The sequence below is a fragment of the Pseudomonas sp. S2_F03 genome (genome assembly GCF_054668335.1).
The window spans coordinates 2,742,509-2,755,558 of record NZ_CP162759.1 but is presented as its reverse complement, the minus strand read 5'-3'; the positions used below and the strand labels follow the sequence as shown (position 1 = coordinate 2,755,558).

16 protein-coding genes and 1 pseudogene are annotated in these 13,050 nt (G+C 59.7%); 8 read left to right on the top strand and 9 right to left on the bottom strand.

Annotated elements, in window-relative coordinates; translation table 11 throughout:
* Nucleotides 1-32 precede the first annotated feature (32 nt).
* A complete protein-coding gene (locus AB4N76_RS13050; RefSeq protein ID WP_046030628.1) occupies nucleotides 33-1,526 on the bottom strand; it encodes a YifB family Mg chelatase-like AAA ATPase in 1,494 nt (497 codons plus the stop codon).
* Nucleotides 1,527-1,900: 374 nt separating this feature from the next.
* Between AB4N76_RS13050 and AB4N76_RS13045 the strand changes: the two genes are divergently transcribed.
* Nucleotides 1,901-2,197 (top strand): HigA family addiction module antitoxin, encoded by a 297-nt coding sequence (locus AB4N76_RS13045; RefSeq protein WP_371916697.1) that lies wholly within the window; start codon nucleotides 1,901-1,903, stop codon nucleotides 2,195-2,197.
* 11 nt (nucleotides 2,198-2,208) lie between these two features.
* Here AB4N76_RS13045 and AB4N76_RS13040 read toward each other — a convergent pair.
* Nucleotides 2,209-2,731, bottom strand: a pseudogene (locus AB4N76_RS13040) (BRO-N domain-containing protein).
* Between the two features lie 457 nt (nucleotides 2,732-3,188).
* Nucleotides 3,189-3,449 (bottom strand): accessory factor UbiK family protein, encoded by a 261-nt coding sequence (locus tag AB4N76_RS13035; RefSeq protein ID WP_460164529.1) that lies wholly within the window; start codon nucleotides 3,447-3,449, stop codon nucleotides 3,189-3,191.
* 420 nt (nucleotides 3,450-3,869) lie between these two features.
* Here AB4N76_RS13035 and glnK point away from each other — a divergent pair, with 420 nt between their 5' ends.
* The 4 genes from glnK to sutA all read left to right on the top strand — a co-directional run bounded on the left by glnK (nucleotide 3,870) and on the right by sutA (nucleotide 6,647).
* A complete protein-coding gene (gene glnK, locus AB4N76_RS13030) occupies nucleotides 3,870-4,208 on the top strand; it encodes a P-II family nitrogen regulator (RefSeq protein ID WP_002555808.1) in 339 nt (112 codons plus the stop codon).
* A gap of 35 nt (nucleotides 4,209-4,243) precedes the next feature.
* A complete protein-coding gene (locus AB4N76_RS13025) occupies nucleotides 4,244-5,581 on the top strand; it encodes an ammonium transporter (RefSeq protein ID WP_046032214.1) in 1,338 nt (445 codons plus the stop codon).
* Nucleotides 5,582-5,794: 213 nt separating this feature from the next.
* Entirely contained in the window at nucleotides 5,795-6,220 is a 426-nt protein-coding gene (locus AB4N76_RS13020) for a secondary thiamine-phosphate synthase enzyme YjbQ (RefSeq protein ID WP_008030499.1), read from the top strand.
* A gap of 103 nt (nucleotides 6,221-6,323) precedes the next feature.
* Nucleotides 6,324-6,647, top strand: coding sequence for a transcriptional regulator SutA (gene sutA / locus AB4N76_RS13015; RefSeq protein WP_008050867.1), 324 nt, complete (start codon nucleotides 6,324-6,326; stop codon nucleotides 6,645-6,647).
* Between the two features lie 195 nt (nucleotides 6,648-6,842).
* Here sutA and AB4N76_RS13010 read toward each other — a convergent pair whose 3' ends face one another.
* From AB4N76_RS13010 to lptM, 6 genes are read right to left on the bottom strand one after another with little or no spacing between them, the layout of a single operon-like run.
* Nucleotides 6,843-7,553, bottom strand: coding sequence for an HAD family hydrolase (locus tag AB4N76_RS13010; protein WP_460164528.1), 711 nt, complete (start codon nucleotides 7,551-7,553; stop codon nucleotides 6,843-6,845).
* Nucleotides 7,550-8,449 (bottom strand): tyrosine recombinase XerC, encoded by a 900-nt coding sequence (xerC, locus tag AB4N76_RS13005; RefSeq protein ID WP_460164527.1) that lies wholly within the window; start codon nucleotides 8,447-8,449, stop codon nucleotides 7,550-7,552. Before xerC ends, AB4N76_RS13010 begins: the two co-directional genes overlap by 4 nt.
* A gap of 2 nt (nucleotides 8,450-8,451) precedes the next feature.
* The gene (locus AB4N76_RS13000; protein WP_046032217.1) at nucleotides 8,452-9,177 is read right to left on the bottom strand and encodes a DUF484 family protein; all 726 of its coding nucleotides are present in this window, start codon (nucleotides 9,175-9,177) and stop codon (nucleotides 8,452-8,454) included.
* A 13-nt stretch (nucleotides 9,178-9,190) separates the two neighbouring features.
* Nucleotides 9,191-10,021 (bottom strand): diaminopimelate epimerase, encoded by an 831-nt coding sequence (dapF, locus tag AB4N76_RS12995; protein WP_460164526.1) that lies wholly within the window; start codon nucleotides 10,019-10,021, stop codon nucleotides 9,191-9,193.
* Between the two features lie 4 nt (nucleotides 10,022-10,025).
* Entirely contained in the window at nucleotides 10,026-11,273 is a 1,248-nt protein-coding gene (lysA, locus tag AB4N76_RS12990; RefSeq protein ID WP_046032219.1) for a diaminopimelate decarboxylase, read from the bottom strand.
* 9 nt (nucleotides 11,274-11,282) lie between these two features.
* Nucleotides 11,283-11,459 carry an LPS translocon maturation chaperone LptM gene (gene lptM / locus AB4N76_RS12985; RefSeq protein ID WP_046032220.1) on the bottom strand — a complete coding sequence of 59 codons (177 nt, stop codon included), beginning with the start codon at nucleotides 11,457-11,459 and terminating at the stop codon, nucleotides 11,283-11,285.
* Between the two features lie 328 nt (nucleotides 11,460-11,787).
* Between lptM and cyaY the strand changes: the two genes are divergently transcribed.
* The 3 genes from cyaY to rnk all read left to right on the top strand — a co-directional run bounded on the left by cyaY (nucleotide 11,788) and on the right by rnk (nucleotide 13,049).
* On the top strand, nucleotides 11,788-12,120 hold the full coding sequence (cyaY, locus tag AB4N76_RS12980) for an iron donor protein CyaY (RefSeq protein ID WP_046032221.1): 333 nt from the start codon (nucleotides 11,788-11,790) through the stop codon (nucleotides 12,118-12,120).
* Between the two features lie 4 nt (nucleotides 12,121-12,124).
* Nucleotides 12,125-12,343 carry a DUF1289 domain-containing protein gene (locus AB4N76_RS12975; RefSeq protein ID WP_077431049.1) on the top strand — a complete coding sequence of 73 codons (219 nt, stop codon included), beginning with the start codon at nucleotides 12,125-12,127 and terminating at the stop codon, nucleotides 12,341-12,343.
* Nucleotides 12,344-12,638: 295 nt separating this feature from the next.
* Complete coding sequence (gene rnk, locus AB4N76_RS12970; protein WP_046032222.1) at nucleotides 12,639-13,049, top strand: nucleoside diphosphate kinase regulator; 411 nt, start codon at nucleotides 12,639-12,641, stop codon at nucleotides 13,047-13,049.
* Nucleotide 13,050: the final 1 nt, after the last annotated feature.

Genomic DNA, 13,050 nt, shown 5'->3' with positions numbered 1-13,050 from the left:
GCATGAGGTCATTTTGGACTTTATGAAATCCTTCAATTTGCACTCGGCCGGTACTGCAATGCCTCGGCCAGGTGCTCGCGCTTTATCTCATCGGTTTGCTCAAGATCAGCCAGCGTTCGGGCTACTTTAAGCAGCCGATGTGCGGCTCTCAGCGACAGCGTCAATCTTTCACAAGCGGACTCCAGCCAGTTTTCGTCGGCTGTGGATAACGTGCAATGTTTGCGCAGGCCCGGCAGATCGAGGAACGCATTGGCGCAGCCCTGGCGCTTGTGTTGCCGTTCTCGTGCGTCAGCCACTAGCACCGCTGCGGTGGCGGTGTCGTCGCCGGGTTTGAGCGCCGGATTCAATGCAGTGGCTTCCCTCGCAACGGTAAGGTGTAAGTCGATTCGGTCCAGCAGCGGACCCGACAGTTTGTTGCGGTAGCGCTGGACCATGTCCGGCGTACAACTGCATTTGCCACTCGGTTCGCCAAGATATCCACAGGGGCAGGGATTCATCGCCGCGACCAATTGAAAGCGGGCGGGGAATCTCACGCGGTCCTTGGCCCGGGAAATCACGATATGACCGGATTCCAGCGGCTCCCTTAACACCTCCAATACTTTGCGATCGAATTCCGGGAGTTCATCGAGAAACAGAACGCCGTGGTGGGCGAGGGTGATTTCGCCGGGTTGCGGTTTCGATCCGCCGCCGACCAATGCCGGCCCGGAAGCTGAGTGATGAGGTTGGCGGAACGGTCGTTGTGGCCAATGGCTTAAGGGCACGCAACTGGAAACTGACTGGATTGCCGCGACCTCCAGTGCCTCATTTTCAGCCAGTGGCGGTAACAATCCCGGAAGACGGCTGGCCAACAACGTTTTCCCAGTCCCCGGCGGCCCGCTGAACAACAGGTTATGTGCCCCTGCCGCGGCAATCAGCAAGGCGCGTTTGGCCGAGAGTTGCCCCTGCACTTCATTGAGGTCGGGATAGGGTTTGCTGGCGTAGAGCAAACCATTGGAAACGTAAGGCTCGACCGGTGTGTGCCCATTAAAGTGCGCGACCGCTTCCAGCAAATGATCCACCGCGATCACCTTAAGCCCTGAGGCAAGGCATGCCTCTTCGGCATTTGCCCGCGGTACCATTAGCGACCGCCCGGCCTTGCGCGCAGCCAATGCCGCCGGCAATACCCCACGCACGGCTCGTACCGCGCCCGACAGCGCCAGCTCTCCCAGACACTCCACATCATCCAGCGTCAACGTCGGCACCTGCACACTGGCAGACAGAATCCCCAAGGCAATCGCCAGATCAAACCGGCCACCGTCCTTGGGCAAATCCGCCGGGGCGAGATTCAACGTGATGCGCCGCGCCGGGAATTGCAGCCCGGAATTGATGATCGCGCTGCGTACGCGGTCCTTGCTTTCCTTCACCGCCGCCTCCGGCAAACCGACCATGGTCAGGGATGGCAAACCGTTGGCCAGGTGGACTTCAACGGTAACGGCAGGCGCATCCACGCCGATTTGGGCGCGGCTGTGGACGATGGAGAGGGACATGGTCGTTCCTTGAGTGGTACGGGGGCCGCTTCCTGCGGGTTTTAGAAGGGTAGTCGTGGAGTCTGGCTGGAGAGGTGGGAAATCTTCGCAAGATATTGCAGGTTCGCATGATCTGTAGCAGCTGGCGCAGCCTGCGTTCGGCTGCGCAGCAGTCGTAAATTCGACAGGCAAAGTTTACCTGACACACCGTGTACTTTGATTACGACTGCTGCGCAGCCGAACGCAGGCTGCGCCAGCTGCTACAAAGGTTGCGTCGGGGCTGGTACTGGGTGCAATCCGCTGCATGGACGTTGGTTTTGTAGGACTGTGCCGAGATACATGAGGGACGTCGGCCAAAGCGCACGGGCGCTCTTGTGCGCTCGAGGGAGCTGCTTATGATCACAGCAGATCAAACCCTCAGGAGGGAAATGAACACAAATGGAATGCGGCCGATTCATCCCGGCGAAATCCTTGAGAAGGAGTTTCTTGAGCCGTGGGGTATTTCGGTGGCTGATCTTCAGGGCCGGGTGCGGATGTCCCCGTTTGAATTGCGTGAGTTGATGGCGCAGAACATCCGTGTCGGCCCTGAACTAGCCAAGAAGCTTTCCATTCACCTGAACACCACAATCGAATTCTGGCTGAATCTGCAATCGACCCACGATGTGCGGATCGCCGAAATTGGCCGTGGTTGAGCTTCGGAAGCTCAAAACGATTGGAGTACTCGCGAAGCACGCTTCCACCATGGTTCGTTCACCGCACAGTGTGATCGTTCTTGGTCCGGTAGTACGTGTGGCACATCCTGCAGCCGAATCCACGGCTGGTTATTCCAGTGCAGCAAACTCAACGACATCTGCGGCCAGTTCAGCAGGCTCAGGATCGGGCGTTCGGTTGAGGTGGGTTGTTGGGCGTCTCTTAGGGTTGGAACTACTTCGTGAGTCAGCCATTCGCGCAGACCGCGGTATTCGGGGCAGTAGTGGTAGATCAGTAATGCGTAGACGCCGGATTCGCTGATCAGCAGGGTGTTTTCGATGACGCCGTGGATGAGCATTCGTGCGGTTTGACGCTGGTCGGGGGGCGAGCTTTCGGACGGTGCGTTCGTCGAGGAAGAGTCGGAGCAGTCGGCCAAGATCACGGGCACTGAACCAGGCCTGGTTTTCGAGGAGGAGGGCGTGGAGGCTGAGTTTGTGGCGGGTGAAGACGTGGGGGATTAGATAGTTTTCATTCATGGTGCAATTCTCGGGGTCGAGTGAAGAAAACTGCTTCTGATCGTCGCCAAACGAAAAGGGTGGCAGCTGTGCGCGGGTTGGCGAACCGGTGACGCCCGAGAACCGGCAGACCCGAAGGTCTCCCACGCATAGCCGCCATAATTCGAGATGGAATGAATTCCTCGGTCGAATGTGGTCGTAGTGCGTCGGGGTCTTCCGGGTCGCCAAACCCAGAGCTGAATATTCAGCAGAAGGTGAGCTTAGGAACCGGAGATTTGCGGCGCAATCGGACAGCGGTGTGATCTTTGTAGGACGTTGCCGAGATGGTGGCGTGGCGCAAGATCAGAAGATCACAGCCTTCGGCAGCTCCTACAGGAATGGTCTGTCTAGCGTGGGATGCCAGGTAGACGGAGGCGACCCCATTCGCGGGCAAGCCCGCTCCCACAGGGGATCGCATTGCACAGGGGGGCTTGGGGCGTTACTCAGCCGGCGGATTGAGCTTCGCTTCCAGCTCCGCCACTTTCGCCTCAAGACTTTCCAGCCGTGCACGGGTGCGAGCCAGCACAACCATCTGACTATCAAATTCTTCCCGGCTGACCAGGTCGAGCTTGCTGAAGCCGCTCTGCAACAACGTCTTGAACTGGCTTTCGATTTCGCTTTTCGGCAGCGGGGTTTCGCCGCTGAAGAGGCGGGAGGCGGTGCCCGTCAGGGCGTCGAGGAAGTCTTTGGGCGCGAGCATGATGAGTGTCCTGGAAACAATGGCGGGCAGTGTATCACGCAGTGTCTATAGTCAATTTCGGCTGGCAACCAGCGCACGCTTTTCGCGCATGCGGACGGACGGTGACGCACTGTTGTTGTGCGTTAATTCCGGAGTAATTAAGGGCGGTGGCTTGCAGTATTGGCCAAGGGATTGAATTCAGTAGGTTTTGGCGAGATGGCAAGGTTTCTGCTTAGTGACTGTTAACCCATGCACTGATGCAGTCGCTGTGACGAATGCAGTGCGCCAGGCGAAACGGGGGAAGTGTTTCGTACGGGGTGGTTAGCTGGGGTCGGACGGGCATTCAAGGCCGACGATGCGTTACAAAGCCAGGCACTGCGCTTAGACTTGAGTCGGGTTTGTTTTCCTGGGGCAAGTCCACCAATTCGGGAGAGAGTTTTCATGAAGCTAGTCACTGCCATCATCAAGCCGTTCAAACTGGACGACGTACGCGAGTCGCTGTCCGAGATCGGCGTGCAGGGCATTACCGTTACTGAAGTCAAAGGCTTCGGTCGGCAGAAGGGTCACACCGAGCTGTATCGCGGCGCGGAGTACGTGGTCGATTTTCTGCCCAAGGTGAAGATCGATGTCGCCATTGATGACAAGGATCTGGACCGGGTTATCGAGGCGATAACCAAGGCCGCCAACACCGGCAAGATCGGTGACGGCAAGATCTTTGTGGTGAATCTGGAACAGGCGATTCGCATCCGTACCGGCGAAACCGATACCGACGCGATTTAAGCCGCCACAAACCCAACGCCCCAGGAGAAAACAATATGACTCTGCGTAAATTCGCAGGGCTAGGAGCCCTGTTGTCCCTCGTAATGCCCGGCCTGGCCATGGCGGCAGACGAAGTGGCTGCCCCAGTCCTCAATTCCGGCGACACCGCCTGGATGATGACCTCTACAGCCCTCGTGCTGTTCATGACCATTCCCGGCCTCGCGCTGTTCTACGGCGGCATGGTTCGGTCCAAAAACATTCTTTCCGTGATGATGCAGTGCTTTGCCATTACCGGTCTGATCAGCGTCCTGTGGGTCATTTATGGCTACAGCGTCGCGTTCGACACCACCGGTATGGAACAGGGCGTCGTCAACTTCAACTCCTTCTTCGGCGGCATGGGTAAGGCGTTCCTCGCCGGTATTACCCCGGCCAGCCTGACCGGGCCTGCGGCATTGTTCCCTGAGGCGGTGTTCGTCACCTTCCAGATGACCTTCGCCATCATTACCCCTGCGCTGATCGTCGGTGCCTTCGCCGAGCGGATGAAGTTCTCCGCCATGCTGATCTTCATGGGCGTGTGGTTCACCCTGGTTTACGCACCGATTGCGCACATGGTCTGGTCCGGTAACGGCGGCCTGCTGTGGGACTGGGGCGTGCTCGACTTCGCTGGTGGCACCGTGGTGCACATCAACGCCGGTGTGGCCGGTCTGATTGCCTGCCTGGTACTGGGCAAGCGCAAAGGCTTCCCGACCACCCCGATGGCACCGCACAACCTCGGTTACACCCTGATGGGCGCCGCCATGTTGTGGGTTGGCTGGTTCGGCTTCAACGCCGGTTCTGCCGCCGCGGCCAACGGTACTGCCGGTATGGCGATGCTGGTGACCCAAATCGCAACCGCCGCCGCTGCGATGGGCTGGATGTTCGCCGAGTGGATCACCCACGGCAAACCAAGTGCACTGGGTATCGCATCTGGTGTGGTCGCCGGTCTGGTCGCTATTACGCCGGCCGCCGGCACCGTGGGCCCGATGGGCGCTCTGGTGATCGGCCTGGCAGCGGGCGTGGTGTGCTTCTTCTGCGCCACCACCCTGAAGCGCAAACTCGGCTATGACGATTCCCTGGACGCGTTCGGCGTACACGGTATCGGCGGTATCCTCGGCGCGATCCTGACCGGTGTCTTCGCTGCTCCATCCCTGGGTGGCTTCGGTACGGTCACTGACATCGCCGCACAAGTCTGGATTCAGTGCAAAGGCGTGGGCTTCACGGTGATCTACACCGCGGTCGTCACCTTCATCATTCTCAAGGTCCTGGACGCTGTCATGGGCCTGCGGATCACGGAAGAAGAAGAAGCTGTCGGCATCGATCTGGCACTCCATAACGAACGCGGCTACAACTTGTAAGACGCGCGTAAAAAATTTGCCCGGCTTGCCGGGCATTTTTTTGTCCGGAATTTGTCAGTGAAGGAGCTGCTGAAAGGTTTTTTCGTACACGTTCAGGTTTGTTTACGACGGGCGTTTTTCTGCGGCCAATGGCTTACATGATTGAAGGAATATTAGGGCCTTTGTTTTTTCCCAGAGCGCGCTAGAATGCGCCCCGAACGTGCGGAGAACTGTATGTGGCAACAGACTCTGATTACTCTGCGGGCAAGGCCCCGGGGCTTTCATCTGGTAACGGACGAGTTACTCGCCGGCCTGCCTGAACTCAAGGCGTGTCGGGTCGGTCTTTTGCATTTGTGGCTACAGCATACCTCGGCGTCGTTGACCATCAACGAGAACGCCGATCCGGCGGTACGTCGCGACTTCGAACGGTTTTTCAATCGTCTGATCCCACAAGGAACAGACGGCTATGAGCATAACGACGAAGGCCTGGACGACCTCCCGGCGCACTTCAAGGCCAGCGTGCTTGGCTGTCAGCTCAGTTTGCCGATCTCGGCAGGCCGACTGGCGTTGGGTACCTGGCAAGGCGTTTATCTGGGCGAGCACCGTGATTTTGGCGGTGCCCGTAAAGTCCTTGCCACCGTGCACGGTGAAGAGGCATGAACCGCTGGTCACCAGCGGTTATTGAATTTTTCCGGCGACTGTCGACAGACGGTAAAGCTGGGCTATAACTAATCTGCTTTTCGCAAGAGTCATGAGGTAGAACATGAGCGACGATGATCTGGAAAACGACGACCTCGAAGTAGGCGACGACGACGAAACCGAAGAAGGTCTGGAAGCAGCGGCCGAAGACGTCGCTGAAGACGATGGCGGTGATGCGCCCGTTCCGACTGCAAAAGGCAAAGCCAAGGCTGCGGTATCGGTCGATGAGCTGCCGAGCGTTGAAGCCAAAAACAAGGAGCGCGATGCTCTCGCGCGGGCCATGGAAGAGTTTTTGGCCAAGGGCGGCAAGGTGCAGGAAGTGGAGGCCAACGTGGTCGCCGATCCTCCCAAGAAGCCTGATAACAAGTACGGCAGCCGGCCTATCTAAGCGCCTGCCACTTGCTTGCTGAAAAAGCCCGCCGTCGCTGCGGGCTTTTTCATGGGTGGTGCAAAAGCCTCAAATGCAGCGAAGAACCCTGTGGGAGCGGGCTTGCTCGCGAAGGCGTCGTGTCAGTCAGAATTGATGGCGACTGATACACCGCTTTCGCGAGCAAGCCCGCTCCCACATTAGATCCGGGTGGTCTCAGGATGGGAGTTGGGAATTCCACAGCGCCAACAACGCCGGCAATTCGGTCAAACTGCGAATCTCGGCATCTGGAGCCTTCTCCGCTTCCCACGCTTTTCCTTGTGGGTTAAACCAGATCGCTCGCATCCCCGCCTGCTGGGCGCCAGCAATGTCATCACCCGGATGATCGCCGATATGCACCGCCGTATCGGGTGTGGACCCTCCGCGTTGCAGTGCTTCATGAAACAGACGTGCATCGGGTTTGGCGATGCCGATGTCTTCGGCGCACAAGGCAAACTTGAAGTAATCCGCCAGCCCTAATCGGCGTACATCGGCGTTGCCGTTGGTGACCACGCCCAAGGCGTAGTGTTTGGCCAGCATCTGTAGCGTCGGCTCGACTTCGGGGAACACGTCGATCTGATGCCGAGCATGCAAAAACACTTCAAAGCTTTTATCGGCAAGATCGTTTGCCTGGTCATGGTCGTAACCGGCCTCTTCCAGTGCATGGAACAACACGCGGCGACGCAACGCGCTGATGCGATGCTTGAGGCCTGGCTCATTGCCCAGGATTCGCTCGCGGATCGCCCACAAATGCTCCACCGGCACCGCTCCAAGGCTCGGCGCATGCTCGGTCAGCCATTCACGCAATACGGCTTCGGCGCTGAGGATCACCGGGGCGGTGTCCCACAAGGTGTCGTCGAGGTCGAAGGTGATCAATTGCAGGGTCATGAGTCGTCGCCTTTCATGCGTTTGGCCCGTGGATGGGCGCTGTCGTAAACCGTGGCCAGGTGCTGGAAGTCCAGGTGGGTGTAGATCTGGGTGGTCTTGATGTCCGAGTGGCCAAGTAATTCCTGCACCGCGCGCAGGTCCTGCGAGGACTCGAGCAAGTGGCTGGCAAAGGAGTGTCGCAGCATGTGCGGGTGCAGGTTTTGCCCCAGCTCGCGCTCGCCAGCGGCTTTGACCCGAACCTGAATGGCCCGGGGGCCGAGGCGCCGGCCTTGTTGGCTGACAAACACCGCGTCGTCCGCAGGGTTGGTCATGGCCCGCAACGGCAGCCACTGTTCCAGCGCTTCGCGAGCCTTTTTACCCACAGGCAGCAAGCGGGTCTTGCTGCCCTTGCCGAGCACTTGAACCATGCCATCGGCCAGATCCAGCTGATCCAGATTGAGCCCGGTCAGTTCGGAAAGGCGCAATCCCGAGGAATAGAACAGCTCCAGAATGGCCTGGTCCCGTCGCGCCAGGAAATCATCCTCGACGGCGCCTTCCAGCAATTGCAGCGCGCGGTCGGTGTCGAGGGTTTTCGGCAGGCGACGCTCACCCTTGGGCGGCGCCAGACCGTTGGCCGGGTCGTGGTCGCAAAGGCCTTCGCGATTCAGATAGTGATACAGCCCGCGCACCGCCGATAACAGTCGCGCCAGGCTACGCGATGACTGGCCTTGTGCATGCAGGCGGGCGATCAGGCTGCGCAGGCGCTGGATGTCCAGCGCGGCCCAGCTGTCGATGTTCTGTTTAGCGCACCAGCCAAGCACTTTGTCGAGGTCGCGGCGGTAGGCGTACAGCGTGTGAGGCGACACCTGCCGCTCACTGCGCAGGTGTTCGCAGTAAGCGTCCAGTTGCTCTTCCATGATCAGCGGACCGAGCGCAGGGAGCTGTTGACCCGTGGCAGCACTCGGCCCATGACTTCGGCGATGTAGCTCAGGAACAAGGTGCCCACCGAGCTTTTGTAGTGCTGCGGATCGCGGCTGGCGATGGCCAGGATGCCGTGGATGCCTTGATAGCTGATCGCGACGACGGCGGTCGAGCCGATCTGCTTGCGCTGTTCCTCGCCAAACAGGAAGTCCAGTTCGTGTTCACGCAGGCTGCCGCTGACGCTTTTGTCTTCCGAGAGCAAGCCGCCGATGGCCGTTTGCGCCTCGGCGTGAGTCACCCAGCGGCCCACCGGCATCGGATTGTCGCCCAGCAAAATCAGGCTGACGAAAGGCACCTGGAAGTCCTGGCGCAGGCTGTCTTCGACGCTGATCACCACGTCTTCCAGGCTGCTGGCGTCCATCAGCGCGAGAATCAGACGGCGGGTCTTGTCGAAGAGGCGGTCGTTGTCGCGGGCCACGTCCATCAAGTGCGAAAGGCGATGGCGCAACTCGATGTTGCGATCGCGCAGGATAGTCATCTGCCGTTCGACCAGCGAGATGGTGTCACCGCGACGGTGCGGGATGCGCATGGCCGGGAGCAGTTCTTCGTGCTCGATGAAGAAATCCGGATGAGCCTCCAGGTACGCGGCAATCGCCGCCGCCTCAAGGCTTTCGCTAGGGGCTTCGTCGGGCTGCAGGGCGGGAACCTGGGGCTTGTCGGTCATGGGTTTAGCTCACTCAAAGACGCACTTGTCCTTCGTATACGCGTACTGCCGGGCCGGTCATCATGACCGGTTGGCCAGGGCCTGCCCATTCAATGGACAAGCGCCCGCCAGGCAGATCGATCAATAGCGGCGAATCCATCCACCCCTGGCTGATCGCGGCCACTGCGGCTGCGCAGGCACCGGTTCCACAGGCCTGGGTTTCCCCGGCGCCGCGTTCCCAGACGCGCAACTGCGCGCGGCTGCGGTCGATGACCTGGAGAAAACCGACATTGACCCGCGCCGGAAAGCGCGGGTGATGTTCGATTTTCGGCCCCAGTTCATGCACCGGTGCATTGTTGACGTCGCTGACCCGCAGCACGGCATGGGGGTTGCCCATGGACACGGCGGCCAGTTCGACTGCACTGCCATCGACGTCGACCTGGTAGTTCAGCGCCTGTTCCGGGGCGACAAACGGGATGTCGGCCGGCGCCAGGCGTGGTGCGCCCATGTTGACGCTGATCTGGCCGTCGCTGCGCACATCGAGCTCGATGATGCCGCTTTTGGTTTCGACGCGAATCAGCCGTTTTGCAGTCAGGCGCTTGTCGAGCACGAAGCGGGCGAAACAGCGCGCACCGTTGCCGCACTGTTCTACTTCAGAGCCATCGGAGTTGAAGATCCGATAACGGAAATCCACATCCGGGTTGCTCGGTGCTTCGACGATCAGCAACTGGTCAAAACCGATGCCGGTGTGCCGATCGCCCCAAAGCTTGGCGTGCTTGGGCAGAATATGCGCGTGCTGGCTGACCAGGTCGAGGACCATGAAGTCGTTGCCCAGGCCGTGCATCTTGGTAAAACGCAGCAGCATGGGGTTACTCCGGCAGCAGGCTTTCGCCAGCAAACAACTCGGCTACCGTCTCACGGCGACGCACTTCAACTGCCTGATCACCGTCCACCAACACTTCAGCGGCACGGCCGCGGGTGTTGTAGTTGGAACTCATGACAAACCCATAGGCGCCGGCCGAATGCACAGCCAGCAGGTCGCCTTCTTCCAGGGCCAACTGACGATCCTTGGCCAGGAAGTCGCCGGTTTCGCAAATCGGGCCGACGATGTCGTAGGCACGAGGCGCAGTATCGCGAGGGCGCACGGCGGTCACGTCCATCCAGGCCTGGTACAGCGCCGGGCGGATCAAGTCGTTCATGGCGGCATCGACGATAGCGAAGTCTTTGTGTTCGGTGTGCTTGAGGTACTCGACCTGTGTCAGCAGCACGCCGGCGTTGGCCACGATGAAGCGGCCAGGCTCGAACACCAGCGCCAGATCACGACCGTCGAGACGCTCGCGCACGGCTTTGATGTAGTCGCCGGCCAATGGCGGTTCTTCGTCGCGATAACGCACGCCCAAACCACCACCGAGATCGATGTGGCGCAGGTAGATGCCGCAATCGCCGAGGCGATCGACCAGGCCCAGCAGGCGGTCGAGGGCGTCGATGAACGGTGGCAGGGTGGTCAGTTGCGAACCGATGTGGCAATCGACACCGACGATTTCCAGGTTCGGCAGCTGCGCGGCGCGGATGTACACGTCTTCGGCGTCGGCAATGGCGATGCCGAACTTGTTCTCTTTGAGACCGGTGGAAATATACGGGTGGGTGCCCGCATCGACGTCCGGGTTCACCCGCAGCGAGATCGGTGCGCGAACGCCCAGTTCGGCGGCGACCACTTGCAGACGCTCCAGCTCATCGGTGGATTCGACGTTGAAGCAGTGCACGCCGACTTCCAGGGCGCGACGCATGTCGTCACGGGTCTTGCCGACACCGGAGAACACGATCTTGTCGGCACTGCCGCCAGCGGCCAGAACACGTTCCAGTTCACCACGGGAGACGATGTCGAAACCGGCGCCCAAACGCGCCAGGACATTCAGCACGCCCAGGTTGGAGTTGGCCTTGACCGCAAAGCAGACCAGGTGCGGCATGCCCGCCAGCGCATCGGCGTAAGCCAGATATTGAGCTTCGATGTGCGCGCGAGAGTAGACGTAGGTCGGTGTGCCGAAACGTTCGGCGATGGCAGACAGCGCCACACCTTCCGCGAACAGCTCTCCGCCACGGTAATTAAAAGCGTCCATGGCGTTCCCTTATTGGTAGACGTCGTGCTTGTGTGCTTTGGAGGCAGGCTGCTGTTGCGAGGACTTGGCCTGTTCGACAGGGTCCTGGTCTTCGTCTGGCAGATACAGCGGGCCTTTTTGACCACAGGCCGACACAAGGCAGGCAACCGCGACGAGCGCAGCAAGGGAAGAGATCAGGCGCTTCATGGCGAAATCCTTGAAAATGCGTTAATTGCGCCGGAGTATACCGGCCACCCGGCAGCTTGCCTATGCGATGGGGCTCCCGTCCGGCGGGGCTTGGCTGATGCCGGCGGGCCAGGTGCAATCCTTGTGGGAGCAGGCTTGCCCGCGAAAGCGGTGGTCCGGTCAACAAAGATTTTGAATGGGCCGGCCCCTTCGCGGGCAAGCCCGCTCCCACAGGTACAGCGTTTGATGTACCTATGTCGGCCCTTGATCGTTATCCTTTGCAATCACTGGGGCTCGCCCGTATCTTGCGGCGCTTGAGCGTGAACAGACACTTTTTGAGGTTGCCGCAATGAGTTTGACTGAAGCCCGTTTCCACGATCTGGTCGATGCCACCCAGCAGACGCTGGAAGATATTTTCGACGAGAGTGGCCTGGATATTGATCTGGAAAGCTCGGCCGGTGTGCTGACCGTGAAGTTCGAAAACGGCAGCCAGTTGATCTTCAGCCGTCAGGAGCCCCTGCGTCAGCTGTGGCTGGCGGCGGTCTCCGGTGGTTTCCACTTCGACTACGACGAAGAGAGCGAGCGCTGGATGTGCGACAAGAGCGAAGAACAGTTGGGCGAAATGCTCGAGCGCATCGTCAAGCAGCAAGCTGACGTCGAACTCGATTTCGAAGGCCTGTGAAATCGTGACCCAGCCTGCGCCCGTTCGTCCGCCCAAACCGCTCTACAGCAATGTCAGCCCGGCGGTGCCTTCGCCGTGCAGCGGTGTCTGTCGGCTGGATGAGCAGAAGGTCTGCCTTGGGTGTTTTCGCCATGTCGAAGACATCCGCGAGTGGCGCTCGGCGGATGATGAACGTCGACGGGTTATCTGCGCCCAAGCCTCACAGCGCAAGACCGCCACCTGAAGCCTTCAAGCGACCTGTAGCAGCTGGCGAAGCCTGCGTTCGGCTGCGTAGCCGTCGTAAAACCTGAATGCTCGTTACTCCTGATACACCCTATCGCCTGATTCCACGACTGCTACGCAGCCGAACGCAGGCTTCGCCAGCGGCTACAAAAGTGTGTCGTCGCCCCTGACTTGTATATTTATTGAGCTGTGATAGTGTCCAGAAACGCCTCAACCCATCGAGGCTCGTGAAAACCCCGCCTTTTTCTGGCGGGGTTTTGCTTTTTCTGTGCAGAAGAAAGGAGTCTGCCTTAATCATGACCGCACCTTCCATCACCCTTACCCGTCTGGACGTCCAACGTCTGGAGCGCCTGATCGACAGCCTGGATGACACGCTGCCAGGCGTCATCGCGCTGCAAACCGAACTGGATCGCGCCGATACCCTGGTTGGTCACGATGAAGTGCCCGCCGATGTCGTGACCATGAATTCCCGTGTGCACTGCCGTGAAGAAAGCAGTGGCAAGGACTATCACCTGACCTTGGTTTACCCCAAGGATGCCAATGCCGACGAAGGCCGGATTTCCATTCTGGCGCCGGTGGGCAGTGCTTTGCTCGGTCTGAAAGTCGGTCAGCACATCGACTGGCCAGCGCCGGGCGGCAAGACCCTCAAACTGACGTTGCTGGAAGTTGAATCCCAGCCTGCCAATGGCGGCGACTTCCCGGAATAAC